Below are 25,864 nucleotides of genomic sequence, written 5' to 3'. Positions count from 1 at the left end.
TTTGTTTTTCTCAAAAGAAGGTAACGCCCTACTTATTTTAACCCAAAAGATCGTCGTTGCTAGCTTCTGGTTTTGGATCGTTTGCTGGTTCACCATCTCCTGAAGGTGCTTCTCCGTCAGCTTTATAATAGTCTTCGAAAATTTCTTTCATATCGATACCATAACGCTCTGCGAAGTTTGCCTGAATCTTAGAATCTTTTGCTCTAATTTCTTGTAAAGCCTCTGCGTACGTGCTATAAACACCTTGCATAACTTTCTCGTGAACTGGAATATTGTCCATCATTTCTTGACGTGCTTTTGCACTTGCTGTATGCATAGATGCTAAAGTTTCTCCAATATGCTCATCCGTTTTTACACCTAAATGTTCTAAAATTGCAGCAAATTCTTGATCTGTTCTTGCTTTTAACGCCACAACATAACCGTCGTAATATTTAAGACGTTCGTCTGTATCTGACTTTAATTTTGCTCTATGCGTTTGTAAGTTTGAACGTAAAGATGTTAATACTTTAATGGTTAAATTATGTTTGTGTACAAAACTATCTTTAGAAGCAGCAAGTGTTGTGTAGGCATTTTTAAGACCTTCTAATTCTTCTACTTTTTGCTCAATAGTTGTAACTTTAGACAATGCTTCTGAATATTCTGCAGATTGTTTGTCTGAAACTTCTTCTAAAGCTTGACGTGCTTGTTTTAACAACGCATATTGCTCTTCTAATTTAGTTTCTGTTTCTGCTTTCTTCTCTAAGGCTTTTGTATGATTTTTAGAAGCTTCTACAATTGCATCTTTTAGCTTTTCTTCTACTTCTTTAATTTCTACCTCACGGTTTTTTAAACGCGTTACCGCTGCTTGAGATTTATAAGAAAGCTCACTTAACAAAGTTTGCACATCTGCACTTTCTATACGTTGCTGAAACTTAGCTTTTGCTTTATTATCTGCTCCTGCACGTACTTTTTCTGCTTCTTTAAACTGTGCTTGCTCTTTTTTAATTTTAGATTTTCGTCCCCAAAGGTTATTCCACCAAGTATCTGGCTTGTTCTCTGCGTCTTCTAATTCTATTCTTGCTCTTTCTAATGCTTTTTGAGCATCGTCAATAATTTTTTGTTCTTCAGGATTTAAAGATGAAAATTTCTCAAAAATGATTCCTACTTCATCTTGGTAATCTGTTAAGTCTTTAATAGCGTCTAAAAGTGTTGTTCTGTCTTTTTCTGCCATATGTACAACATCATCTAATGTTGCATTCAGTATTTTTTGACGTCTTTGTGGGTCTTCTTCTTGAGACAGTTTGGATTTCATCGTATCGATTGCTTTCCCCCAGTTTACATCAACTTTTTCAGTTTTCTCGTTTGTGTTAGTTTCTAATAAATCAAAATCATCAGACATATTTGTGTAGTGTTTTTTAATTGAACAATTTTAAGACAAGCAATTTCGTTAAAAAATTTAATTTATAACAACATTTCTATAGATATATGTAGATTTTTTATAAGAATTGTTACAAATATTTAGATAAAAAATAAAACACCACTAAAAATAGTGGTGTTTTCGCTTCAAATAAAATTTACAAACAGCTAAATTTATGTAAACTTATCTTAAAAAATTCCCGCATCGTTTTAAACAAACAACTAAAAAAAACAACAGCGGGAATTGTATTCTACCGAAATAGAATTAAAATTTATGCTACTTGTTTTTCTTTTACTTCAAATTGATTAGAAGTATTATTTTCTCCACCAGCCTTTAAAGCCTTATCTCCTGCGAAGAATGTTTTATGATCGTCTCCTAAATCTGAACCTGCCATTCTTTGGTGTTTTACACAAGAAACTCCTTTTCTAATTTCTTGTCTTTGCACACCTTTTACATAGGCCAACATTCCTTCTTCACCAAAGTATCCTTGTGTTAAATCGTTCATATGCAAAGCAGTTGTATGATACGTTGGTAACGTAATTAAGTGATGAAAAATACCAGCTTCTCTTGCGCCATCTATTTGAAAAGTTTTAATTTTCTCATCCGCTAGATGACATAATTCTGAACCATCATACTCTGCGTCCATTAAGTTATTTCTATCATATTCCGACATATTTTCTCCATCTGCTAACATTTCATCATACGCTTGGTTACGGAAATTTAACGTCCAGTTAAAAGAAGGCGAATTATTATAAACCAACTTAGCATTTGGTACTACTTCTTTAACTCTATTTACCATATGTGCAATTTGCTTTACGTTTGGTGTTGGCGTTTCTATCCATAATAAATCAGCTCCGTTTTGTAAACTTGTAATACAATCCAAAACAACTCTATCAATATTAGAGCCATCTTTAAATTTATACAATCCGTTTGGCAATCTTACCGGACGTACTAATTTGCCATCTCTTTTTAATAAAACATCGTCTTCTCTTGCTTCATCTATTGCAATCTCTTCTGCTTCAACAAAAGCTAAATATTGTGAAGCTAAATCTCCAGGCTCTTGACTAACTGGTAATTTCTGAGTTAATCCTGCTCCTTCCGAATCTGTTCTTGCTACAATAACTCCATCTTCTACACCTAATTCTAAAAACGCATAACGAATTGCATTTAACTTAGCGATAAAATCTTCATGTGGAACCGTTACTTTTCCATCTTGATGACCACATTGTTTGGCATCTGAAACCTGATTTTCAATCTGAATTGCACACGCACCAGCTTCAATCATTTTTTTAGTTAACAAATACGTTGCTTCTTCATTACCAAAACCTGCATCGATATCTGCAATAATTGGCACAATATGCGTTTCAAAATTATCTATTTGATCTTGTACATCTTCTCCGTTTTCTTTTCTTCGGAATAAATCGTTTAATTCAATTGCATCTGCTTGACGTAAAAAGTCATAAATTTCTGCAATTAAACTAGGCACAGCAGTTTTCTCGTGCATTGATTGATCTGGTAATGGTCCAAATTCAGAACGCAATGCAGCAACCATCCAACCTGATAAATACAAGTAACTTTTATTAGTAGTCTTATGATGTTTTTTAACTGCAATCATTTTTTGCTGTGCCACAAAACCATGCCAGCAACCTAAAGATTGTGTGTAATTAGATGAATCTGCATCGTATTCTGCCATGTCTTTTCTCATGATAGCCGCTGTATATTTAGCGATATCTAAACCAGTTTTAAAACGATTTTGAGTTGCCATTCTTGCAGCACTTTCAGAATTTATTGCATTCCAAGAATTACCATATTTTGCTTTTAAATTTCTTACTGTTTCTAATGCTGAACTATAATTTGTTTGTGCTAAATTTTTCATAATTTTGCTTTGATTATTAAGGTTTCTATATTTTGATAATTACGTCTCGCAATCTATTGCCGTAGTTGCGAGACACTTTTTTTATATTAAATCTGTCTATATGCTGATAGCGTTAAGAATTCTTCAAATTTCTCGGTTAAAACAAGCTCGTCAAATAACTGTATTGCTTTTTTGAATTTACCATTATCGAATCTATCCTGACCAACATAATTTTTAATTTTTTCAATCTCCTGATGTTTGATTTTTTCATAATTCTTTAAATTAAAAGTCTCTCCACTATCTATTGTAATTTGATTCTGCAACCATAGCCACACTTGTGTTCTTGATATTTCTGCAGTTGCTGCATCTTCCATTAAGTTATACAAAGCCGCTGCTCCATTTCCACGCAACCAACTTTCTATATACAGAATTCCAACGTTAATATTTTTTCTAATTCCAGCTTCAGTAATTGTTCCTTTTGGCATTTCAACCAAATCTTTTTCAGAAACTTTTACATCACTTCTTTTAATATGAATTTGATTTTTAGTTGGCATATTTTTATTAAAAACATCCATTGCTACTTTTACCAATCCTGGATGTGCAACCCAAGTTCCGTCATGTCCATTTTTAACTTCCTGCTCCTTATCATTAAATACTTTTGCAAAAGCCGCATTGTTTGCTTCTTCATCATTTTTAATTGGAATCTGAGCCGCCATTCCGCCCATTGCATGTACATTTCTCTTGTGACATTTTTGAATAACCAATAAAGAATATGCTTTCATAAATGGCGAATTCATGGTTACTTGATCTCTATTTGGAACCATAAATCCTTTATGATTTCTAAACTTTTTGATGTATGAAAAAATATAATCCCAACGACCACAGTTTAAACCAGCCATATGATTTCTTAATTCATATATAATTTCATCTAACTGAAAACTCGCTGTAATTGTTTCTACTAAAACCGTAGCTTTTATTGTTTTCTGCGGAATTGATAAATAATCTTGCGCAAACACAAAAACATCATTCCAAAAACGAGCCTCTAAATAATGCTCTAATTTTGGCAGATAAAAGTAGGTTGCCGAACCTTGTTCTAGTAATGTTTTAATATTGTGAAAAAAGAATAATCCAAAATCTACTAAAGAACCTGACATTTCTTCACCATCAATTAATAAATGTTTTTCATTTAAATGCAAACCTCTTGGACGCACCAATAACGTTGCTGTATCTTCATTTAAAGAATAAGTTTTATCTTTTTTCTCATTGTAAAATGAAATAGTCTTATTAATTGCATCTCGCAAATTAATTTGCCCTCCTAAATTATTTTCGATGTTTGGAGAATTACTGTCCTCAAAATCTGCCATAAAAGTTTTTGCACCAGAATTCAATGCATTTATAACCATTTTTCTATCAACAGGACCTGTAATTTCTACTCTTCTATCCAACAAATCTTCAGGTAAAGGAGCACAAACCCAATCAGATTCTCTAACCTCTTTTGTCTCCTCTAAAAAAGAAGGGAAATTTCCTGCATCAAAAAAAGCTTGCGAGACTTCTCTTCCTTTTAACAACTCTAATCTTCTTGAATTAAACTTGTTATGTAATTCAACCAAAAAAACATTCGCTTCTAAAGTTAAAATACTTTGATACTCTTCTTGAGAAAACCCTACGAATTTAATCCCTTTTAATGCTGTAGCTTGTTCCATTTTTTTATGTTTTACTGATTTCTACACCACAATGATATAAAATATTTTTGAACGCCACAAGCGAACGTTCGCTAAATTTAAAAAAAAGATAAAATTTATATATTCGCTAATAAGTATTATATTTGAATTATGATTATAGAAGACGAGTATATTAGACTAATTTTTGGCTTAAAACTTAAACAAATTAGAACTGATAAAAATTTATCGCTGTTTGGTTTATCAAAATTATCTGGTTTATCAAAATCGTATTTAAACGAAATTGAAAAAGGAAAAAAATACCCTAAAACGGATAAAATCTTAATTCTTTCCGAAAGACTAGATGTTCCTTATGACAATTTAGTTTCGCTAAAACTAGATAAAAACCTTGCTCCCATTGGAGAAATTTTACAATCTAAAATTTTAAAGGAAATTCCACTAGACCTATTCGGCATAAAAGAGAACAACTTAATTGATATTGTAGCCAACGCTCCTGCAAAGGTAAATGCCTTTATAAGTACAATAATTAAGATTGCTCAAAACTACAACCTAACCAGAGAAAGTTTCTTTTTAGCTTCTCTCCGTTCTTATCAAGAAGCACACAGTAATTATTTTGAAGATATAGAAAATGATGTAGAAAAATTTGCAGAATCTTATCATTTAAACCTAAATAAAAGAATAACTTCTACTGATTTAGAAGACATTTTAACAGAAGAATACGGCTATACAATAAATGATGAAGAATTAAGAAAGCATGAAAATTTAGGGGAATTAAGAAATATATTTATTCCACAAAAGAAAATACTATTAATAGATAGTACTATTTCTGAAGCCCAAAAAACTTTTATTTATGCAAAAGAATTAGCCTACAACTTCCTAAATATTAACGACAGACTATTCACTTTTCCTTGGATAAAATTTGAAAACTTCGATCAAGTATTAAATAATTTTATTGCCTCTTATTTTGCTGGCGCCTTAATTATTCCAAGGAAATCATTAAATGAAAAATTAACTACATTCTTTTCTTTAGAAGAATGGAAACCTTTAGAATTGCATAAAATAATTAAACATTTTAACTGTTCTCATGAAACTTTCTACCAACGATTAACAAACATATTACCAAAATATTACAATATAAAAAATCTGTTTTTCTTACGTTTTACTCATAAATTAAACTCACCCGAATTTAGACTTAACAAAGAATTACACATTACCCAACAACAAGCACCTCACGCAAACAGAAATAACGAACATTATTGCAGACGCTGGATATCAATAAAAACTATACAAGATTTAGAAAAATCTTCTAAAACAAGACCTGAATTTGGAGCACAAATATCTTCTTATGTGAATCAGAAGAATGAATACTTAGTGTTGTCCTCTGCAACAAAAGATCCTTTTAAAGAAGACATAAACAGAAGTGTAAGCATTGGAATGTTATTATCTGCAAACCTTAAAAAGAAACTAAACTTCCTTAGAGAAGACACCTTTGAAAAGAAATTAGTTGGTGTAACTTGCGAAACTTGTGCTGTAGAAAATTGTTCAGAAAGAACCGCTGAACCTACAAGATTGGAAAAACAAGAAAAGTATAAAAAAATTGCAGTTACAGTAGCCAATATTATTAGTTCTTACAGTTAAAAATTTCTTATTTTAGCACCTGAAAACAAACTATTCTATGGATTTAAACTTCAACAAAAACGAAGATCACAATAGGCTTTTAGCATCAGATTTACGACAACGCTTTGCCAAAGTAAAACTTGGCGGAGGCCAAAAACGTATTGATAAACACCACAGTAAAGGAAAAATGACTGCGCGTGAACGTGTTGAATATTTATTAGATGATGATAAAAAATCTATAGAAATTGGTGCTTTTGCTGGAGAAGGAATGTATGCAGAACATGGCGGATGCCCATCTGGAGGTGTTGTTGTAAAAATAGGTTACGTTAAAGGAAGACAATGCATTGTTGTTGCCAATGACGCAACTGTTAAAGCAGGTGCCTGGTTTCCGATTACAGGAAAAAAGAATTTACGCGCTCAAGAAATATCTATAGAAAATAGATTACCAATTATATATTTAGTAGACTCTGCAGGTGTTTATTTACCAATGCAAGATGAAATTTTCCCAGATAAAGAACACTTTGGACGCATTTTTAGAAATAACGCAGTAATGAGCAGCATGGGAATTACTCAAATTTCTGCGGTTATGGGAAGTTGTGTTGCTGGTGGAGCATATTTACCAATTATGAGTGATGAAGCTTTAATTGTAGATAAAACTGCAAGTATATTTTTAGCCGGAAGCTACTTAGTAAAAGCCGCAATTGGAGAATCTATTGATAATGAAACTTTAGGTGGAGCAACTACACATTGTGAAATTTCTGGAGTTACGGATTATAAAGCAAAAGACGATAAAGACGCATTAGATAAAATTAAATTTATTATTGATAAAATTGGTGATTCTGACAAAGCTGGTTTTAGCAAAAAGGAATCTTTTCCTCCAAAAGAAAATGAAGATGAAATTTTTGGAATTCTTCCAAAGGAAAGAAACGCACAATATGATATGTTAGAAATTATCAAACGTTTGGTTGATAATTCTGAATTTGAACAATATAAAGAAGGTTACGGAAAAACTATTTTAACAGGTTATGCCAGAATTGATGGTTGGGCAGTTGGTATTGTTGCTAATCAACGTAAATTAGTAAAAACCCAAAAAGGCGAAATGCAATTTGGTGGTGTAATTTATAATGATTCTGCAGATAAAGCTACACGATTTATCGCTAATTGTAATCAGAAAAAAATTCCTTTGGTATTTTTACAAGATGTTACAGGGTTTATGGTTGGAAGTAAATCCGAACATGGTGGAATTATAAAAGATGGTGCTAAAATGGTAAATGCAGTTAGTAATTCTGTGGTACCAAAATTCACAATCGTTATTGGTAATTCTTACGGAGCAGGAAATTACGCAATGTGCGGTAAAGCTTATGACCCAAGATTAATTGCAGCTTGGCCAAGTGCTGAGTTAGCTGTAATGAGTGGTAATTCTGCTGCAAAAGTTTTATTACAAATTGAAACTGCTTCGCTTAAAAAACGTGGCGAAGAAATTACTCCTGAAAAAGAAGCAGAATTATTTGACAAAATAAAATCTCGTTATGACAATCAGATTTCTCCTTATTATGCCGCAGCAAGAATTTGGACAGATGGTGTTATAAACCCGCTAAGAACTAGAGATTGGATTTCTATGGGAATTGAAGCAGCTAATAACGCTCCAATAGAAAAACCTTTTAATATGGGAGTTTTACAGGTTTAAAATAATTAGAATTTAGAAGAAAATTAAAATAATATTTAGAAATGGGAAGAGCATTCGAATTTAGGAAAGCAAGAAAAATGAAACGTTGGTCTGCAATGGCAAAAACTTTTACTAGAATTGGTAAAGACATTGTAATGGCCGTTAAAGAAGGCGGACCAAACCCAGACTCAAACTCGCGCTTAAGAGCTGTTATGCAAAATGCAAAAGCAGCAAACATGCCAAAAGACAATGTAGAACGCGCCATAAAAAAAGCAACAGATAAAGATACCGCAAACTATAAAGAAGTATTGTTTGAAGGTTATGCACCACACGGAATTGCAATTCTTTTAGAAACCGCAACAGACAACAACAATAGAACCGTTGCCAATGTAAGAGCTGCATTTAACAAATGTGATGGAAACTTAGGAACCTCTGGTTCTGTAGTTTTTATGTTTGATCACACATGTAACTTCACCGTAAAAAAGGAAGACATTACTGTTGATATGGAAGAATTAGAACTAGAATTAATTGACTTTGAGGTTGAAGAAATTTTTGATGACGAAGAAGGTATAATTATCTATGCTCCTTTTGAACAATTTGGTGCAATACAATCTTTCTTTGAAGAAAATGAAGTTGAAATTTTATCTTCTGGGTTTGAAAGAATTCCAACCACAACAACTACAGTTACAGAAGAACAACAAGCAGATGTAGAAAAGCTTTTAGAACGCTTAGAAGAAGATGATGATGTGCAAAATGTATATCATTCTATGGCTAACTAAAATTTTACAACAATAAATACTAAATAACCCAACGAATAATTCGTTGGGTTATTTTTTTTTACAAAAGGGGAAATACAATTAAAAAACAACAGTTAAAACACTGTTTTTCAAAGCATTTAACCAAGTTTTTATTAATATTAATAAATAAATCTATATTTTTAAACTCAATCAAAATTAGATATTATGAAAAACTTCAATTTTAAATCAAAATCTTTTTACACATTTATCGCAATTGTACTATTTGCTATTTCTCCAGTTTTAAGTCAAGTTGAACTGAAACCAATCGGCAAACCCATAAAAACAGAATTAAAGCTAAAGAGCACCAATCATCCAAACTCAATTTTATTCAACAAAATAAAAGTCATCAATAATATAAATTATAGCAATTACGTTTACACTTTTTATACTAAAAATAACAGAACTGTAAACGGAACAGTTAAAGAAGTTAAAGATGGTTACGTGAAAGTAAAAATTCAAGAAGGATACAAAGAACATAAATACATGTTTTTACCTTTTGATAGTATTTCTCATTTTCAAGAGCATTATTCAGGAGAATAAATCAAGAAACTACATAAGATTATTTAAAAAAATAAAATCCAATGTTTTACTACGTTGGATTTTTCGCTTTCATTCATTTCCTATATATTTAACCAACTAAAAAACTAATTCTATGATTTTCTACGGAACAAAAGGATCGCACCTAAATAGCGAAAGAAAAGGTGGTATAAAATGTGATAATTGTAACGAGATTACAAATCATAATATATCTGTTTACGGGAAATATGGATATCTATATTGGATTCCAGTATTTCCAATGGGGAAAAAAGTATTTTCCGAATGCACAAACTGCAAAGTTACCAATGACTTTAAAGGAATGAATGAAAAGTTAAGAAATGCCTCTACAGATGTAAAACGAAATACTAAAACACCAATCTGGTATTGGTCTGGCTTGGCTATTATTACGTTGTTAATTGCATTTGCCATATATTCTGCTAAAGAACATGATAAAGATGTAGAGAACTATATTTTAAACCCAGCAAAAGGAGATGTAATAGAATTTAAAAATAAGGAATCTGGATATTACTCAACTTTAAGAATAGAATCTCTAAGTAAAGACTCTATTTATGTAATTCAAAATAATTATGAAACCGACAAAATAAGTGGAATTTCTGATATTGATAAAGACAAAAATTACACTACCGAAACCTATAGTTTAGGTAAAGATGAAATACAAAGTTTATTTGACGAAGGTATTTTCTACGATATAAATAGATAAAACTATTAGTTAAACTCAATTAAATCCAATGTTTTACCGCGTTGGATTTTTTTTGTTTCCGTTTCTACAAATGTTTCTACAAAATAAATCTCTTTAGGAGTTTCATATTTAGAGAGATTCTTCACTCTGCTCAAAATAACACTAGAACTATCTCCTTCAACAACGAGAATTAATTTTTCACCTAAAGTTGAATCTGAAATTCCAGCTACAAAAAAACGTTGCTTAATAACTTCTGAAAGCTTCTCCTCTATTTTTTCTGGATGCAATTTTATTCCACCAGAGTTAATTACATTATCAAAACGACCAAGCCACTCAAATTGAGTTTCTGAAACTAACTGAACTACATCGTTTGTTACAACAAGTTCTCCTGAAACTTTTGGAGCTTGAATTACTAAGCAGTTTCTTGAATCAATATATATATTTACGTTTGGTAATGTTTGATAGAAAGACTTCTCCACTGCGCCTGAAGTGACATTATTGAAATTATTTAATTTTTTTACCGCAATATGCGTAATGGTTTCAGTCATTCCGTAAGTTGCAAAAAATGCTGTATTAATTTTCTGAAGCTTGTTTTTCAATTCTTCTGAAACAACTCCTCCACCAATAATTAATTTTTTAATTTTATTTATTTCTGCTATTGAATTCTCAACCTGTATTGACACCATTGCAGAAAAATCATATTCTTTATTAATTTTTACTTTGGAAGTTGGCGCTACAAGATCCAATTGCCAACCTAAAGTTAGCGCTCTAACCAACATCATTTTTCCAGCAATATAATCCGGAGACAAACATAATAAAGCAGTAGTATTTTCTGGTAAATGAAAGAAATTACCCGTTGCTAAAGCGGAGTTTATCATAAACTCTTTTTTTAACTGAATTACTTTCGGTTTACCTGTAGAACCTGAAGTTTGCACCTGAATTTCATCCGAAGAAAACCAATTAAATAAAAATGAATATGAAGCTGATGCGTTAATCCTTACAAAAGAGAGCAACTCATTTATTGAAGTAAATGACTTTCCGTTTAACTTAAAATTTTTATGAAAATTATTTTTATTCATTGAGAGAATTCCTGCTTTCTCAGGAATGACAGATTAAATTAATAAGTATCTTCAATTAAACTATATTGTTCGTTTTGTAAATTTTCTTTTGGCTTTTCTATTTTACCAAATAAGTTTTCTTTCCAATTTGTCCAACCATATTTTTTTGAAAAGACAAACAGCAACAATGGATATAAAACAAAAACAGGAAAAAACATTTCCCAACCAACCGAAGGTTCAGAAGTATCAATATATAAAGCATCAGTTTGAAAAACCGTCCAATCTGTAGTTACAAAAAAAGCTGCCACAATATTATTTACTGCATGTAAACCTAATGCTAACTCTGTTCCTTCGTCCATTAACGTTGTTATTCCGTATAAAAGCCCTGTTCCTATATAAAAAACAAAAGCAACATAACCTAACTTATCAATTTCCGGGTTTGCTCCATGCATTAATCCAAAAACTACAGAAGTGAAAATTAATGGAAACCATCTGTTCTTAACCAAAATTCCTAAACTTTGCATAAAATAACCTCTAAACAATAATTCTTCGAAACTTGTTTGAAACGGTAAAAACAATAATGAGACGGCTAGTAATGTCAAAAAAGGTACGGCTTTAAAATTCCAAGTATAATTTTCTGGGGTTATAAATAAACCAACAATAATCATTAAACCCGCTAAAATTCCCCAAGTGATAAATCCGAACCAAAAACGTTTCCAATCTATTTTATTTCTACTTGTTACCAAAGAAGTAAAACTGCGCTTATGCACATATTTTACACCTATAAATAGAAATAACAAACCCATAGCAAAGGTAAAAATCAATAAAAACAAATAGAGAGAACTGTTAATTCCTAAGCCCATAAAACTGTTTTCTGCAGCTCTACCAAACTCATTCATATCCGCAGAATGCATTACAGCCACAGCTAATAAAGGTAAAATACCTATTAATTGCCAACCAAAAATTACCAATAAAATTGTACCAACATAGGTTAACCAACTATTTTCTCCTTTATATGCTTGTTGTATGAAATTCATGTTTATTATTATTAAAACCTTTTGAAGGTAATCATTTTGAGAATTTAGAATACTATTACTCTAAATTAAAATTCCAGTTTTTAGTTGGATTATATTGTAAGGTTCCGCTTTTAACTTCTAACGGGCTTTCAAAATTATTAGTAAATAAACTTCCTGTACCTAAACCTTGTGGCAATTTGTTTTGCAAAGTATAAGTAAATTGTGCTATTGCATTTAAACCTACATTACTTTCCAAAGCAGATGTTATCCAATTATTAATACTGTGTTTTTCAGTTATATTAATCCATTCTTTACTACCGGCAAAACCACCAACTAAACTTGGTTTCAAGATAATATATTGTGGCTTAATTGTGCTAATACATTTTTCTTTTTCTTGTGATGAAAACACACCTATTAACTCTTCATCTAAAGCAATTGGCAATGGCGTTTTACTACACAAACTTGCCATTTCTTGCCATTGACCTTGTTTTATAGGTTGTTCTATTGAATGAAGCTCCAACTCAGATAATTGCTGTAATTTACCTAAAGCTTCTGCTGGTTTAAAAGCGCCGTTTGCATCTACGCGTAATTCAATTTCTTTTGCTGAAAATTCTTTTCTAATGGATTTTAACAACTCAATTTCTGTATTGAAATCAATTGCACCTATTTTCATTTTTATGCAGGTAAAACCTGTTTTTAGCTTTTCTTTTATTTGGGTTTTCATAAAAGCTTTATCTCCCATCCAAACTAAACCATTTATTGGAATTGCTGCTTTTCCATTTGTAAATTCTGATGGAAATAAATTGAAAGAACTGTTACTTTCTAAAGATAAAAAGGCTTGTTCTAATCCGAATTGAATTGATGGAAAGTAAGTCGTTTCAGCCAATAGGAGTTCTAAACCCTTGTTGATGTTTTTGCAAATCCATTGTAGTTTTTCTTCGTAATTTGGAATATCATCAATACTTAAACCTCTAAAAAGACCTGTTTCTCCAACACCTGTTTTGCCATCTTTTTTTAAAATGATAAACCAGGTTTCTTTGGTTCTTAAAATTCCGCGTGATGTTCCGCTTGGGTTTTTAAAATTGAGAATGTATTTTTTGTAGGTTGCTGTTATCATCTTTTATTTTTTACCACATAGACACATAGTACAGATGGCGGCTTAGAAATTAGTTAACAAGTACGCCCGCGTTAGGGATTGAGCGGTTTGTTTGAGCTCTTTTTAAGTTTTAAAACTTAAAAAAGCGAGTAGCGAAAGCCCGCTCGAACGCCCAAATTTTACTTTTCTGCAAGTTCTTTAAAACGGTTCATATAACTAACACTTTGGGTTTGTAAAGCTGATTTAAAATACGGAAACATGCAAGACATTATATAGCTTTTTGCCTCTACAGTGCAGTGTTGCACGATTTTAGTTTTATTACCATTGGCTATAAAATTAAAGTCGTCTGTTTTAATCATTTGATCAGAATCGAATTGAAATGTCATTTTTTCATTAAGAACATGAGACATAATTTTCTCTGTCATTTCCATGGTTTGCCCTTGACTTTCAATTAACATTTTATAACTACTACCAATTTTACCGGCTCTAACTTCTATCGGTTTAATAGATTGTACTTCTGGCATCCAATCTTTTAACGCTTCTGGATTATCAAACAATGCAAACACCTCTTCAATTGGTTTATTAACCTCAATTTCTGCGGTATACTTGGTTTCTTTTACCACCAAGCCTGTTGCCAAAAACACTACTGTTAGTGCTATAATTATTCCTAAAATTATTTTTATTACTTTCATTTTTTGTGTTTGATATTTGTAAAATTACAAAACTTGCCCTAAACCGAATAAAATTGCAAACAAAAATGTGCTTAATGCTACTTTTTTAAGTTCGCCGTCTAATTCTGAGTGAATAATATTCTTACCAACTGTTATCATATTTAAAAACAACGGAATAAATGCGATTAGAAATATGAATTGTACTGGTGAGCTATAGTTTAAAACTGTATAAGTAACTGCTGAAATTAATGCTCCAACGATTAATACGTAATGATATATTTTTGCTTTCTGACTTCCTATTTTAACGACTAATGTGTTTTTACCAACTTTTGCATCGTTAATTCTATCGCGCATATTATTGAGGTTTAATACTGCTGTTGATAACAACCCAACTGAAATTGCAGGAAGAGAAACCTCTAAATTTAATTGTTTTGTGTACAAGAAATAAGTTCCTACAGTTGCTACTATTCCGAAAAAAATGAATACAAAAACATCTCCAAATCCGCTATAACCATAAGCAGAGTTACCAACTGTGTATTTTATTGCGGCAACTATTGAAGCAATTCCAATACCTAAAAATAATACTGAATACCCAAAATTTTCTTTTCCGAAGGAAACATAAATTAACAACAACGCCACAAACAAACTTAAAACTGCAGTTACTAACATTGCACTTTTCATTTGCTTAGGAGTTATTGCTCCAGAAGAAACCATTCTTTGTTCTCCTTCTCTATTATCGTCGGTTCCTTTTATTCCGTCTCCGTAATCATTTGCGAAGTTTGAGAGTACTTGAAAACCTATTGTTGTTAGGATTGCTAACCAAAAGATTTCACTTTCTAAAATTGTTGATTTTCCAAAACAGCCTCGATAAGCATTTGGATCTTTATAAAAAGCTTCTAATCCCAAAAAAGCTCCAACTATAATTCCAGAAACCGATAATGGTAAAGTTCTTAAACGTGCGGCTTTTATGTAGTTTTTTAGCATTTAATCTAAATACTCAATTTTAGAAATTTGTTTTTTTACGATGTATTCTTTTAGTTTAGGAGAATAAATTTCAACATTTCTATAATGAAGTTTAACTTTTAAACCTTGAATAAATTCTTCATTTATCAATTTATCTGAGCCTTCAAAATTATTTATCCAAATAAATTTTTGTGTTTTACCTTTATTATCTTTTAATGAAAGTTTACTAATTTCAATTCCAGATAATTCTATCAATTCCCCTTTTACAGAGAATTTTTCTTCATCAGATTCCCCTCCTTCTTCATTAGCAAACATCATTAAAGCTTCAGGGCAAAAACTAGCCATCCTAGTCCCTATTTTAACACCAAACTTTCTTCCTTCATCCGCTCCTTTAGTCAAATCTAAATAAATACCCTCTTTGTTAAAGTCAGCTTTATATTCATCATACATCTTAAAAATATAAAGACCTAATTTCATATTCCTTTCATCAGCTGAAAGCGAACCTAAATCTAAACCTTCTAAATACTCACATGTTTTTTTTGCAACTTTATCTACAACACTTTCATCTTGAGAATAGCAATTTAATGCAATAAATAAAGAAACAATAATTGTGAAAATTTTATTCATAATCTTTTAAGTGTTTATAAATTATTTGCTTCTGCAATTAACTCTGCAATGTCTTGTACTTTAACTTGGCTTTCTTTTTCCTTAAACTTAACTCCATCTGTCATCATAGTATTACAATAAGGACAACCTGTTGCTATAATTTGTGGTTTAGTTTCTAACGCATCTTCTGTACGTAAAACATTAATATCTTTATCACCTTTTTCTGGCTCTTTAAACATTTGCGCTCCACCTGCTCCACAACATAACGCTGTAGATTTACTACGTTTCATTTCTGTTAAATTAACTCCTAAACGACGAATTAAATCACGTGGAGATTCATAAACATCGTTTGCGCGTCCTAAATAACAAGGATCGTGATAGGTTAATCTTTTTCCTTTTAAATTAGTATCGTCAACCGTTAAACGACCTTCGTCAATTAGTTTTTTTATGAATTGTGTATGATGAAAAACTTCATATTTACCACCTAAAGAAGGATATTCATTTTTAAATGTATTGAATGAATGTGGATCGCAAGTAACAATTGTTTTTACTTCGTAACCGTTTAGCACTTCAATATTCATCATTGCTTGCATTTGAAACAAAAATTCGTTTCCGGCTCTTTTTGCAGCATCTCCTGTAGAACTTTCTTCGGTTCCAAGAACTGCAAAATCTACATTAGCTTGTTGTAAAATTTTTACGAAAGCACGTGTTATTTTCTTAGCTCTATCATCATAACTTCCTGCAGCTCCAACCCAAAACAACACTTCTGGTTGTTTTCCTTGAGCCATCATTTCTGCCATTGTTGGTACGTTCATCTTTGTAAGTTTTAAGTTTTGAGTTCTTAGTTTTAAGTTCTTAGTTTTAAGTTGAATTACTGAACACTAAAAACTAATAATTCAAAATTATTTTATTCTTCGTCTTTCCAGTTTAATCTATCCATTTGGCTGTATTGCCAAGGCGCCCCGTTATTTTCTACATTGGTCATCATCATATTCAATTCCTGAGGCGCAGCAGATTCTTCCATTACTAAATATCTTCTCATATCCATAATTATTGATAATGGATCTATATTTACTGGACATTCTTGCACACAAGCATTACAACTTGTACACGCCCAAAGTTCCTCTGGAGAAATATAATCGTTTAATAATTGTTTTCCATCGTCTACAAACGTTCCTCCGTTTGCATCGATATTTTTACCAACCTCTTCTAAACGATCTCTTGTATCCATCATAATTTTACGAGGAGACAATTCTTTACCTGTTAAGTTTGCCGGACAAGATGATGTACAACGCCCACATTCTGTACACGTATAAGCATTCATTAATTGTACCCAGTTTAAATCGGTTACATCTGAAGCTCCAAATTTCTCAGGCACTTCATCTTCTGCTCCTTCTGCTGGTGCAGCGTAGGGATCTGCATCTGGATCCATCATCATTTTTACTTCAGAAGTAACTGATGCTAAATTATCTAATTGACCTTTGGGCTTTAATTTTGCATAAAATGTATTTGGAAACGCTAGTAATATATGTAAGTGTTTTGAATAATAAAGGTAATTTAAGAAAATTAAAATCCCGATTATGTGAATCCACCAAGCTCCTTTTTCTATTGTATGTAATGCTTCTGGAGAAAAGTTAGAAAACCAAGGAGCCACAAATTGACTAATTGGATTTCCTATTCCAGCTTCCTGAAAAGGAACATCTGTAGCATTCATAATAATGAATAATGACATTAAAACCATTTCGAAATACAAAATAATATTTCCATCGTTCTTTGGCCAACCTTTCATTTCTTTATTGAAAAATCTTTTAATTTGAGCAATATTTCTTCTCCACCAAAACACTACAACCGCAACAAAAACTAAAGCTGCTAAGATTTCGAAAGTTCCAATTAAGAACCCGTATAAACCGTCACCTAAAACACCAGAAAAGACTCTATGCGTCCCAAATAAACCATCTATTATTATTTCTAAAACTTCAATATTAATAATTATAAAACCTAAATAAACAACAACATGAAGTATTCCAGAAACCGGTCTTCGCACCATTTTATATTGCCCTAAAGCAATTTTAGCCATGTTTTTCCAACGTGCTGATTGATTATCAGATCTATTAACATCTTTACCTAGCTTTATATTTCTGATGAGTTTTTTAACATTCATCACAAAAAAACCAAGGCCTATTATTAATACTATTGCGAAAAGTAAATTTGGTAAGTACTGCATTATATTATGTTCTATTTATTACTAGTATTTTCTTTATTATTTTCTTCGTTATAAGGTTTTGCCTTTTTTCCAAAGAGAGAAAAATGAACAAATCTTTTAGGATTTAACTTCATTTCTCTTAATAACTCTTCCATCTCTTTTGAAGCGTTGGTAAGGTTATTGTACATTTTATCATCTGTCATTAGCTTTCCTAAAGTACCGTTACCATTTTCAATATTGGATAACAAACCGTTTACATTTGCCAATGTTGTTTCAAACTCTTTAATAGTTTTACTTAAATTAGCTTGAGCTAAATCTTTTGAAACTTGAGAAAAATTATCTGTAATAGTTTTTGCGTTTGTAAGTGTAGCTGCTAAATTGTCTTGATTGTCCTCTAAAATTGTATTTACGCCTTTTAATGTTTTTCTTACATCAGAAACGGTATATTCTAAACCTAGAATACTTCGGTTTAAACTTTTACGAGATTTTTTATCTAAAACTTGATTTAAGCCTACTAATAAAGAATCTGCTCCCTCTAAAACCTCATCTAATTTTTGTTGAATTGGATCTAATCTTTCTCCGATTGAAGTGAATAAACTTGATTCAATTTCTCCTTTAAGTGTATCTCCAGAAACTGCATTATCGCCTTCATAATTAGGTAAAATAGCTAAATTAGACCCCCCTAAAGGACTTGGAGAATATATTCTTACAATACTTCGTTTTGAAAATACGAAATCGTTTTCTAAAGTAAACCGAACTAAAAGGCCTCCTCTTTTGTCTGGCTTATCATTAAATTTTATTTTACTAACACGACCAACTTGCAAACCGTTTATGGTAACCAAACTAGCTTCATTAAGGCCTTGAATACTGTTATATTCTACAAAAAAGTGACGAGAATCACCTTTAAATAAATCTTGCCCCTTAAGGAAGTTGTATCCCCAAATTAAGAGACCAATGATAACAACCGCAACAATTCCTGTTTTGAGTTCTCTAGACATATCTACATTTTATTAATAGCAATATTACTAATAATTTTGCTAGAATTAAGAAGAATAGGTCTAAATTATTGGTTACTTATAGCATCTTGTACAGATACTTTTTCGCCATTTTTAAGAGCAATTACAAAAGCATCTTTATATCCCTTTTGTTTTGCTTTTGATAAAGATTTTTTTACTTGCTGATAATCAGATGTGTTTCCATAGTAATACTTGTAAAAAGAACCTATTTTAATTCTTTCTACATTTTGTAAACCTTTAAAGTTATACGGTTTTGTAGCAATTTTATTTTTCCCTGATGCTATTTGTATTTTAAATTCAACATCTGAAGTGTTTTCAACCAAAACATCAGTTACAACGGTATTTAGTTTAAGTTGGTTTATATATTCTTTTATCGATTTAGCAATAGAAGTCGCCATTTTTATCTGACCTTTTTTAGAATTCAGAAAAGCTCCTTCTTTTTTATTGGTTAAAAAACCCAACTCAATTAAAACACTAGGCATAACAGTTTCTCTTAAAACTTGAAAATTATCTTGTTTTACTTTTCTGTCTTTTCTTTTGGCTTTTTGTGTAAAATCTGTTTGAATAATACTTGCAACTTGCAAACTCTTATCTAAGTTTTCTTCCTGTAAAAGTGATAAACCTATTACAGACTCTGAAGAATTTGGGTCAAATCCTTCATACCTGTCTTTATAGTTTTCTTCTGAAACAATAAATGCATTTTCTCTTTTAGCAATCTCAAAATTCTTCTTATTACCTCTTAATCCTAAAACAAAAGTACCCGCTCCATGAGCTTCAGGTCTTGGCTGATACGAATCGCAATGTATAGAAACAAACAAATCTGCCTTTGCTTTATTAGCAATTTCCCCTCTCTTCCATAAATTAGGATAAACATCTGTTTTTCTAGTATATATTACTTTTATATCTTTTTCATCAGACAACATTTCACCAACCTTTAAAGTAACTTTTAAAGCAATATCTTTTTCCTTATAACCGTTACCAAGGTTACCAGGGTCTTTTCCTCCATGACCTGCATCTAAGACAATTGTATATTGTTTTTGAGCTTCCGCCGTAGGCGAAATCAATAAAAATGAAATAATAACGATAAATACTCCTAAAATTTTATTCATGATATTATTTTTTCTAGATTAATGGAAATAGCATCCATAAAAATTAACTAATTTTGGCTTTTCAAATTTGGTGCTTCAATAATTGAGCCATACATTTACTAAACCACAAAAATAGTATTTATAGCATTGCGAACAAATCTTACGTACATACTTTTATTTTTTTGCTTTTTTGTAGCAAAAAACACTGATGCTCAAGACTTAAAGAAGCCTTTAAAAATTAATGCTAAAGCTGTAAAAGAGGAAACTCTTTTAAACTCTAAAAGAGATACTGTTCCTGGTTTTAAAAAAGACAGTTTAAACTTAACAAAAAAAGACACCATTGTTACGGACTCTATAAAACCAAAAGGGGTTATAGAAGGTTTAATAACACATGACGCAAAAGATTACACTTTTCAAGACGCTAAAAAGAAAACACTTACACTGTATAATGAAGCGCATGTAACTTATACAGATATTGATTTAAAAGCAGGTATTATTATTGTAGATTATAAAAACAATACTGTTTACGCTACTGGAATTAAAGATAGTACTGGCTACAAACAACGTCCATTTTTTAAGCAAGGTGATCAAGAATCTGAACAGGATTCAATTTTATTTAACTTTAAAACTAAAAAAGCCTTAGTTTATGGAGTAAAAACTGTTCAAGGAGAAATTATTACTTATGGAGAAAAAACAAAACGAGTAAATGATTCAACTATTTACATGCGTAATTTACGTTTTACTACTTCAAAAAAAGACAATCCAGATTATTATATTGCTACAAATAAAGCTAAATTAATTCCTGGAAAAAAAATTATTGTTGGTGGGAGTAATTTGGTTTTAGCAGATGTACCTACACCGTTTTACCTGCCTTTTGCTTACTTTCCACTATCAGACAAAAGAACTTCTGGTTTTATTATTCCTTCTTGGGGAGAAAGTAATTCACAAGGCTTTTTCTTACAAAACGGAGGTTATTATTTTGCCTTGAGTGATTATTTTGATCTTACTGTTCTTGGGGATTTATACACAAACGGAAGTTGGGGTTTAAGAACTGACTCTCAATACTACAAAAGATACAAGTTTAGCGGAAACTTTAGTGTTCGTTTCGAAAATATAAAACAAAGTATTCTTGGTCTAAGTGATTACAGCGAAGCTACAAACTTTAATATTAGATGGAGCCATAGTCAAGACAATAAAGCAAACCCCAATGCACGTTTTTCTGCTTCAGTAAACTTAGGAAGTAGTACTTATTATAGACAATCTCAAAACGAGTTTAACAACTCTCAATTTTTAACAAATACGTTAAGTTCTTCCATTTCTTATTATAGAAATTTTGTAGGAACTCCTTTTAACATGAATGTTACAGCAACACATTCTCAAAATACAAATACAGAATCTATTACCATGACTTTACCTTCTTTACAAGTAAATATGGATAGAATTTATCCCTTTGCTGGAAAAGATGGTATTCAGAAAAATCCTATTCAAAAAATGGGTTTCACGTATAGTATGCAAGGTGAATACAGAATTAACACAACTGACGATGAGTTTCTTACACCAAAAATGTTTAACGAAGCTAAATCAGGAGTAAAACATGCAACAGGAACAAGTACAAACTTAAAAGCTTTTAAATATTTTACTTTATCGCCAAGTATTAACTATTCTGAAACATGGTATTTTGATAAAATAAATAAACGTTTTGATCCAACTTCTGGCGAAAATGGCGCTATTGTTAATGACACAATAAGCGGCTTTAATAGATTTAACAACTATAATGTAGGTGTTTCTTTATCAACAAATATTTACGGTACATTTAACTTTAAAAAAGGGAGACTAAAAGCCATAAGACACACTTTTAGACCTTCTGTTTCTTGGGGTTATAGGCCGGATTTTGCTGAAAAACATAACTTACAGGTACAACAAAGTATTGACCCTACAGATCTTTTAACCTATTCTCCTTTTGAAGGTGGAATATACGGAACTCCAGGAAGCGGTGTTTCTAACTCTATTGGTATTCAATTAAATAATGTTTTAGAAGCTAAAATGGCTCCAAAAGATCCTGACAGTGATGAAGAAGATGAAAAAATAACATTATTAAACAACTTAAACTTTAGCACAAGCTACAATATTGCTGCTGATAGTTTACGTTGGAGTCCCGTAACTGCTAATGCAGGAACACGTCTTTTTAAAGATAAACTTGCATTAAATGTAAATGCAACACTAGACCCATATCAGGTAAATGATGAAGGGCTACGTATTAATAAGTTTAATGACAATATTTTTAGAATGTCTCAATTAGGTTTAACAGCTAATTATTCGTTATCTAGCAAAGACTTTGAAAAGAAAGACGAAAGTAAAAATGCTTCTAATTCCAACAATCAAAACAATAAAGGAAACGGAGCGCAAGACACTCCTGATGTTTTTGGAAACAATTTACCTGGCTCTAATCAATTTCCAAATGATTTAGGAAACAGACAGAACAACAATGAAAATAGTACAAAAGAAACCAAGCTATACAATGCTAAAGTGCCATGGACATTAAACTTAGTGTATGCAATGAATTACGCTAACAATGGTTTAACTAGCGGAATAACAAACAACTCTATTATGTTTAGTGGTGATTTTGAATTAACCCCAAAATGGAATGTTGGCTTTTCTTCCGGTTACGACATTGATAATAGTGATTTCACCTATACTCGACTTTCTTTTTCACGAGATTTAGATAGCTGGCGTTTTAACTTTAACTGGACACCATTTGGACCTAACTCTTCTTATAATTTCTTTATTGGTGTTAAAGCATCTGCATTAAGTGATCTTAAATGGGAAAAAAATAAACCAAGTGACAGAGTACTTTTTTAGTAAACAGTAAACAAGAATTAAAATTTTTGAACTATTTAACTTTTAAAAATAACAAACAATGAAAACAATAATAAAAACAAATAAAGCACCTGCTCCAATTGGGCCATATAATCAAGCCATTTTAGTAGGCAATACGCTTTATACTTCAGGTCAAATAGCTATAAACCCAAAAACTAGTGAGTTAGAATTAGATTCTATTGAACACGAAACAGCGCTAGTTATGAATAATTTAAAAGCTGTATTAGAAGCTGCAAATATGACTTTTGAAAACGTTATTAAAAGTTCAATTTTTGTGTCAGACATGCATAACTTTTCAAAAGTGAACACAGTTTATGGTACTTTTTTTAATGATGAAAATGCACCTGCAAGAGAAACGGTAGAAGTTGCAAATTTACCAAAGTTTGTAAATGTAGAAATTAGCATGATTGCTATTAAATAATTCAACAGCTTTCCTATAAACAAAAAACCACACTTTTAAAAAGTGTGGTTTTTTGTTTATAAAGCTTTTATTAATAGTTCTGCTGTAGATGGATTAGTTGCCAATGGAACATCATGTACATCACACAAACGCAACAACATGGTAATATCTGGTTCGTGAGGATGTTTTTCATTTGGATCTCTAAAGAACAACACCATATTACATTTTCCTTCAACCACTCTACTTGCTATTTGAGCATCTCCTCCAAGCGGTCCAGACAAAAATTTTGTAACAACAAAACCTGCTTTTTCTGCTTTTGTTCCAGTAGTTCCTGTAGAAATTAAATTGATGTTTTTTTGGTCTAAAATAGCTTTATGCTCGTTTAAAAACTGAACCATTTCTGCCTTCATTCCATCGTGTGCTATTATTGCAATTTCCATATTTATTTTTTTATAATGATGCTGAATATTCTAGTAGATCAACAATTTTAGTTGCGTAACCAAATTCATTATCATACCAAGAAATTAGTTTGAAAAAATTAGCGTTAAGCTCCAAAGAAGCATTAGCATCTATAACCGAAGTTCTTGTTTCTGAAACAAAATCTTGTGAAACCACCTCATCTTCAGTATAACCTATAATTCCTTTAAATTCGTTTTCTGAAGCTTTTTTAAATGTTGCTAAAATTTCTTTCATTGATGTTTCTTTAGCTGTCTTAAAAGTTAAATCTACCAAAGAAACATCAGCAACAGGTACTCTTACCGCCATACCTGTTAATCTTCCTTCCATTTTAGGCATTACTTTAATTACAGCTTTTGCTGCTCCGGTAGAAGTTGGAATAATATTATTAACAACAGAACGACCTCTGCGCCATTTCTTATTTGGACCATCAACAGTATTTTGTGTTGATGTTGCTGCGTGAACCGTTGTCATTAAACCTTCAGTTAACCCAAAGTTATCTTCAATTACTTTAACTAATGGCGCTAAACAATTTGTTGTACAAGATGCATTAGAAATAATAGTTTCTTCCTTTGTTAATTGGTGATTATTAACACCCATAACATACATTTTTGCATCATCAGAAGGTGCAGATATAATTACTTTTTTTGCTCCACCTTTAATGTGTAACGCTGCTTTCTCTTTTGCTGTAAAAAAACCTGTAGATTCAATTACGTAATCCACATCTACCTCATTCCATTTTAAATTCTCTGGATTTCTATCTGCGGTAATTCTAATTGTATTACCGTTTACTACCAAATTTCCTTCTTTAACCTCTACAGTTCCGTTAAAACGACCATGGACAGAATCGTATTTTAATAAGTATGCTAAATAATCTACTTCTAATAAATCATTAATTGCAACTACCTGTAAATCTTTTCTTTGTACTGCTGATCGAAATGCTAGTCTTCCTATTCTACCAAAACCATTTATTGCTACCTTAATCACTCTCCTTTTATTTTTAGCTTAAATACCTTTTACTTTTGTGTGTTTGATACTAAAATTTACACTTTACAAATATAAAACTTCTTTATAAAAAAAGCCTGATAGTTTAAAAAACTACCAGGCCTATTAACTGTTAAAAATTATTCTTAAATGAGATAAAAATATCTAATAAAAAAAAGTAACTATAGTTTAGCACAGTGTACTAACATATCTACAATTTTATTTGCATAACCAAACTCGTTATCATACCAAGAAATTATCTTAAAAAAGTTAGCATTAAGCTCTAAACAAGCATCAGCATCTACAACAGAAGTTCTAACTTCTGATACAAAATCTTGAGAAACAACTTGCTCATTTGTTACACCTAAAACTCCTTTTAAAGAACCTTTAGAAGCTTCTTCAAACTTTTCAATAATTTCTGCTAAACTTGTAGCCTTTTCTGTTCTTACTGTTAAATCTACTAAAGAAACGTCTGGAGTAGGTACTCTAACTGCCATTCCTGTTAGTTTTCCGTTTAATTCAGGAATCACTTTTCCAACTGCTTTAGCCGCTCCGGTAGAAGTTGGTATAATGTTAGCTAAAACAGAACGTCCTCTTCTCCAGTTTTTATTTGGGCTATCTACAGCATCTTGTCCAGAAGTTGCAGCGTGTATTGTTGTCATTAATCCTTCGACAACACCAAAATTATCATTAATTACTTTTGTAATTGGTGCTAAACAGTTTGTTGTACAAGAAGCGTTAGAAATGATAGTTTCTTCAGCTGTCATTGAATCTTGATTAACTCCCATTACGTACATTGGTGCATCTGGTGAAGGTGCAGAAATTACAACTTTCTTTGCTCCTCCTTTAATATGTAAACCTGCCTTTTCTTTTGATAAGAAAAATCCTGTAGATTCAATTACATAATCTGCTCCTACGGCATCCCATTTTAAATTTTCTGGGTTTCTTTCAGCAGTAACTCTAATAGTCTGACCATCAACAATTAATTGACCGTCTTTAACTTCTACTTCTCCATCAAAACGTCCATGAACAGAATCATATTTTAGTAAGTAAGCTAAATAATCCACATCTAACAAATCGTTAATTGCAACTACTTGTACATTACTTTTTTTAACTGCAGATCTAAATGCTAATCTACCTATTCTTCCAAATCCGTTAATTCCTACTTTTATCATTTTATAAT

The 25,864-nt window shown here is 31.4% G+C and carries 23 protein-coding genes; 7 read left to right on the top strand and 16 right to left on the bottom strand.

The genetic code is table 11. The annotated features are described in order from the left end of the window. Nucleotides 1-37: 37 nt before the first annotated feature. The 3 genes from L1S33_RS12030 to aceB form a co-directional block, all read right to left on the bottom strand. Nucleotides 38-1,378: a coiled-coil domain-containing protein gene (locus L1S33_RS12030; RefSeq protein ID WP_240551907.1), complete on the bottom strand. Its 1,341-nt coding sequence runs from the start codon at nucleotides 1,376-1,378 to the stop codon at nucleotides 38-40. A 289-nt stretch (nucleotides 1,379-1,667) separates the two neighbouring features. Next, a complete protein-coding gene (locus L1S33_RS12025; protein ID WP_240562508.1) occupies nucleotides 1,668-3,272 on the bottom strand; it encodes an isocitrate lyase in 1,605 nt (534 codons plus the stop codon). A gap of 86 nt (nucleotides 3,273-3,358) precedes the next feature. Further along, entirely contained in the window at nucleotides 3,359-4,954 is a 1,596-nt protein-coding gene (aceB, locus tag L1S33_RS12020) for a malate synthase A (protein WP_240562507.1), read from the bottom strand. Nucleotides 4,955-5,083: 129 nt separating this feature from the next. Between aceB and L1S33_RS12015 the strand changes: the two genes are divergently transcribed. The 5 genes from L1S33_RS12015 (at nucleotide 5,084) to L1S33_RS11995 (ending at nucleotide 10,268) form a co-directional block, all read left to right on the top strand. Beyond that, on the top strand, nucleotides 5,084-6,568 hold the full coding sequence (locus tag L1S33_RS12015; protein ID WP_240562506.1) for a helix-turn-helix domain-containing protein: 1,485 nt from the start codon (nucleotides 5,084-5,086) through the stop codon (nucleotides 6,566-6,568). Nucleotides 6,569-6,605: 37 nt separating this feature from the next. Then, complete coding sequence (locus tag L1S33_RS12010) at nucleotides 6,606-8,234, top strand: acyl-CoA carboxylase subunit beta (protein ID WP_240562505.1); 1,629 nt, start codon at nucleotides 6,606-6,608, stop codon at nucleotides 8,232-8,234. 41 nt (nucleotides 8,235-8,275) lie between these two features. Then, on the top strand, nucleotides 8,276-8,992 hold the full coding sequence (locus tag L1S33_RS12005; protein WP_240551902.1) for a YebC/PmpR family DNA-binding transcriptional regulator: 717 nt from the start codon (nucleotides 8,276-8,278) through the stop codon (nucleotides 8,990-8,992). Between the two features lie 183 nt (nucleotides 8,993-9,175). After that, the gene (locus L1S33_RS12000) at nucleotides 9,176-9,550 is read left to right on the top strand and encodes a hypothetical protein (protein ID WP_240562504.1); all 375 of its coding nucleotides are present in this window, start codon (nucleotides 9,176-9,178) and stop codon (nucleotides 9,548-9,550) included. A 112-nt stretch (nucleotides 9,551-9,662) separates the two neighbouring features. After that, nucleotides 9,663-10,268, top strand: a complete 606-nt coding sequence (locus tag L1S33_RS11995) for a hypothetical protein (protein ID WP_240562503.1) — start codon at nucleotides 9,663-9,665, stop codon at nucleotides 10,266-10,268. 5 nt (nucleotides 10,269-10,273) lie between these two features. On the opposite strand, the gene L1S33_RS11990 is transcribed toward L1S33_RS11995, so the two are convergent. The 10 genes from L1S33_RS11990 to L1S33_RS11945 all read right to left on the bottom strand — a co-directional run bounded on the left by L1S33_RS11990 (nucleotide 10,274) and on the right by L1S33_RS11945 (nucleotide 19,985). Next, the gene (locus L1S33_RS11990; RefSeq protein ID WP_240562502.1) at nucleotides 10,274-11,326 is read right to left on the bottom strand and encodes an AMP-binding protein; all 1,053 of its coding nucleotides are present in this window, start codon (nucleotides 11,324-11,326) and stop codon (nucleotides 10,274-10,276) included. A gap of 38 nt (nucleotides 11,327-11,364) precedes the next feature. Continuing rightward, complete coding sequence (locus L1S33_RS11985) at nucleotides 11,365-12,342, bottom strand: CPBP family intramembrane glutamic endopeptidase (RefSeq protein WP_240562501.1); 978 nt, start codon at nucleotides 12,340-12,342, stop codon at nucleotides 11,365-11,367. A 55-nt stretch (nucleotides 12,343-12,397) separates the two neighbouring features. Next, nucleotides 12,398-13,438, bottom strand: a complete 1,041-nt coding sequence (locus tag L1S33_RS11980) for an o-succinylbenzoate synthase (protein WP_240562500.1) — start codon at nucleotides 13,436-13,438, stop codon at nucleotides 12,398-12,400. Between the two features lie 158 nt (nucleotides 13,439-13,596). Next, nucleotides 13,597-14,109, bottom strand: a complete 513-nt coding sequence (locus L1S33_RS11975) for an SRPBCC family protein (protein WP_240551895.1) — start codon at nucleotides 14,107-14,109, stop codon at nucleotides 13,597-13,599. Between the two features lie 24 nt (nucleotides 14,110-14,133). Next, nucleotides 14,134-15,072, bottom strand: coding sequence for a 1,4-dihydroxy-2-naphthoate octaprenyltransferase (menA, locus tag L1S33_RS11970; protein ID WP_240562499.1), 939 nt, complete (start codon nucleotides 15,070-15,072; stop codon nucleotides 14,134-14,136). Then, a complete protein-coding gene (locus L1S33_RS11965) occupies nucleotides 15,073-15,678 on the bottom strand; it encodes a hypothetical protein (protein WP_240562498.1) in 606 nt (201 codons plus the stop codon). A gap of 14 nt (nucleotides 15,679-15,692) precedes the next feature. Next, entirely contained in the window at nucleotides 15,693-16,472 is a 780-nt protein-coding gene (locus L1S33_RS11960; RefSeq protein WP_240562497.1) for a (Fe-S)-binding protein, read from the bottom strand. A 92-nt stretch (nucleotides 16,473-16,564) separates the two neighbouring features. Continuing rightward, nucleotides 16,565-17,881: a (Fe-S)-binding protein gene (locus tag L1S33_RS11955; protein ID WP_240562496.1), complete on the bottom strand. Its 1,317-nt coding sequence runs from the start codon at nucleotides 17,879-17,881 to the stop codon at nucleotides 16,565-16,567. Between the two features lie 11 nt (nucleotides 17,882-17,892). Continuing rightward, complete coding sequence (locus L1S33_RS11950; RefSeq protein WP_240562495.1) at nucleotides 17,893-18,858, bottom strand: MlaD family protein; 966 nt, start codon at nucleotides 18,856-18,858, stop codon at nucleotides 17,893-17,895. A gap of 65 nt (nucleotides 18,859-18,923) precedes the next feature. Beyond that, nucleotides 18,924-19,985 carry an N-acetylmuramoyl-L-alanine amidase family protein gene (locus tag L1S33_RS11945; RefSeq protein WP_240562494.1) on the bottom strand — a complete coding sequence of 354 codons (1,062 nt, stop codon included), beginning with the start codon at nucleotides 19,983-19,985 and terminating at the stop codon, nucleotides 18,924-18,926. Nucleotides 19,986-20,111: 126 nt separating this feature from the next. Between L1S33_RS11945 and L1S33_RS11940 the strand changes: the two genes are divergently transcribed. After that, nucleotides 20,112-22,823 carry a putative LPS assembly protein LptD gene (locus tag L1S33_RS11940; protein WP_240562493.1) on the top strand — a complete coding sequence of 904 codons (2,712 nt, stop codon included), beginning with the start codon at nucleotides 20,112-20,114 and terminating at the stop codon, nucleotides 22,821-22,823. Nucleotides 22,824-22,881: 58 nt separating this feature from the next. Next, entirely contained in the window at nucleotides 22,882-23,262 is a 381-nt protein-coding gene (locus L1S33_RS11935) for a Rid family detoxifying hydrolase (RefSeq protein ID WP_240562492.1), read from the top strand. A 56-nt stretch (nucleotides 23,263-23,318) separates the two neighbouring features. On the opposite strand, the gene L1S33_RS11930 is transcribed toward L1S33_RS11935, so the two are convergent. The 3 genes from L1S33_RS11930 to gap (L1S33_RS11920) form a co-directional block, all read right to left on the bottom strand. Continuing rightward, nucleotides 23,319-23,681: a methylglyoxal synthase gene (locus L1S33_RS11930; RefSeq protein ID WP_240551887.1), complete on the bottom strand. Its 363-nt coding sequence runs from the start codon at nucleotides 23,679-23,681 to the stop codon at nucleotides 23,319-23,321. A 10-nt stretch (nucleotides 23,682-23,691) separates the two neighbouring features. Next, nucleotides 23,692-24,684, bottom strand: coding sequence for a type I glyceraldehyde-3-phosphate dehydrogenase (gene gap, locus L1S33_RS11925; RefSeq protein WP_240562491.1), 993 nt, complete (start codon nucleotides 24,682-24,684; stop codon nucleotides 23,692-23,694). Nucleotides 24,685-24,863: 179 nt separating this feature from the next. Then, nucleotides 24,864-25,856 (bottom strand): type I glyceraldehyde-3-phosphate dehydrogenase, encoded by a 993-nt coding sequence (gap, locus tag L1S33_RS11920; protein ID WP_240562490.1) that lies wholly within the window; start codon nucleotides 25,854-25,856, stop codon nucleotides 24,864-24,866. Nucleotides 25,857-25,864: the final 8 nt, after the last annotated feature.

Source organism: Tenacibaculum aquimarinum (assembly GCF_022478115.1).
Classification (GTDB): Bacteria; Bacteroidota; Bacteroidia; order Flavobacteriales; family Flavobacteriaceae; genus Polaribacter; species Polaribacter aquimarinum_A.
This window is presented reverse-complemented; position numbering and strand designations above follow the sequence as displayed.

What these genes read in the sequence shown, in the direction of transcription:
- L1S33_RS12030 (WP_240551907.1), bottom strand. Translation starts at nt 1,378, where the DNA reads ATGTCTGATGATTTTGATTTATTAGAAACTAACACAAACGAGAAAACT.
- L1S33_RS12025 (WP_240562508.1), bottom strand. Translation starts at nt 3,272, where the DNA reads ATGAAAAATTTAGCACAAACAAATTATAGTTCAGCATTAGAAACAGTA.
- aceB (WP_240562507.1), bottom strand. Translation starts at nt 4,954, where the DNA reads ATGGAACAAGCTACAGCATTAAAAGGGATTAAATTCGTAGGGTTTTCT.
- L1S33_RS12015 (WP_240562506.1), top strand. Translation starts at nt 5,084, where the DNA reads ATGATTATAGAAGACGAGTATATTAGACTAATTTTTGGCTTAAAACTT.
- L1S33_RS12010 (WP_240562505.1), top strand. Translation starts at nt 6,606, where the DNA reads ATGGATTTAAACTTCAACAAAAACGAAGATCACAATAGGCTTTTAGCA.
- L1S33_RS12005 (WP_240551902.1), top strand. Translation starts at nt 8,276, where the DNA reads ATGGGAAGAGCATTCGAATTTAGGAAAGCAAGAAAAATGAAACGTTGG.
- L1S33_RS12000 (WP_240562504.1), top strand. Translation starts at nt 9,176, where the DNA reads ATGAAAAACTTCAATTTTAAATCAAAATCTTTTTACACATTTATCGCA.
- L1S33_RS11995 (WP_240562503.1), top strand. Translation starts at nt 9,663, where the DNA reads ATGATTTTCTACGGAACAAAAGGATCGCACCTAAATAGCGAAAGAAAA.
- L1S33_RS11990 (WP_240562502.1), bottom strand. Translation starts at nt 11,326, where the DNA reads ATGAATAAAAATAATTTTCATAAAAATTTTAAGTTAAACGGAAAGTCA.
- L1S33_RS11985 (WP_240562501.1), bottom strand. Translation starts at nt 12,342, where the DNA reads ATGAATTTCATACAACAAGCATATAAAGGAGAAAATAGTTGGTTAACC.
- L1S33_RS11980 (WP_240562500.1), bottom strand. Translation starts at nt 13,438, where the DNA reads ATGATAACAGCAACCTACAAAAAATACATTCTCAATTTTAAAAACCCA.
- L1S33_RS11975 (WP_240551895.1), bottom strand. Translation starts at nt 14,109, where the DNA reads ATGAAAGTAATAAAAATAATTTTAGGAATAATTATAGCACTAACAGTA.
- menA (WP_240562499.1), bottom strand. Translation starts at nt 15,072, where the DNA reads ATGCTAAAAAACTACATAAAAGCCGCACGTTTAAGAACTTTACCATTA.
- L1S33_RS11965 (WP_240562498.1), bottom strand. Translation starts at nt 15,678, where the DNA reads ATGAATAAAATTTTCACAATTATTGTTTCTTTATTTATTGCATTAAAT.
- L1S33_RS11960 (WP_240562497.1), bottom strand. Translation starts at nt 16,472, where the DNA reads ATGAACGTACCAACAATGGCAGAAATGATGGCTCAAGGAAAACAACCA.
- L1S33_RS11955 (WP_240562496.1), bottom strand. Translation starts at nt 17,881, where the DNA reads ATGCAGTACTTACCAAATTTACTTTTCGCAATAGTATTAATAATAGGC.
- L1S33_RS11950 (WP_240562495.1), bottom strand. Translation starts at nt 18,858, where the DNA reads ATGTCTAGAGAACTCAAAACAGGAATTGTTGCGGTTGTTATCATTGGT.
- L1S33_RS11945 (WP_240562494.1), bottom strand. Translation starts at nt 19,985, where the DNA reads ATGAATAAAATTTTAGGAGTATTTATCGTTATTATTTCATTTTTATTG.
- L1S33_RS11935 (WP_240562492.1), top strand. Translation starts at nt 22,882, where the DNA reads ATGAAAACAATAATAAAAACAAATAAAGCACCTGCTCCAATTGGGCCA.
- L1S33_RS11930 (WP_240551887.1), bottom strand. Translation starts at nt 23,681, where the DNA reads ATGGAAATTGCAATAATAGCACACGATGGAATGAAGGCAGAAATGGTT.
- gap (WP_240562490.1), bottom strand. Translation starts at nt 25,856, where the DNA reads ATGATAAAAGTAGGAATTAACGGATTTGGAAGAATAGGTAGATTAGCA.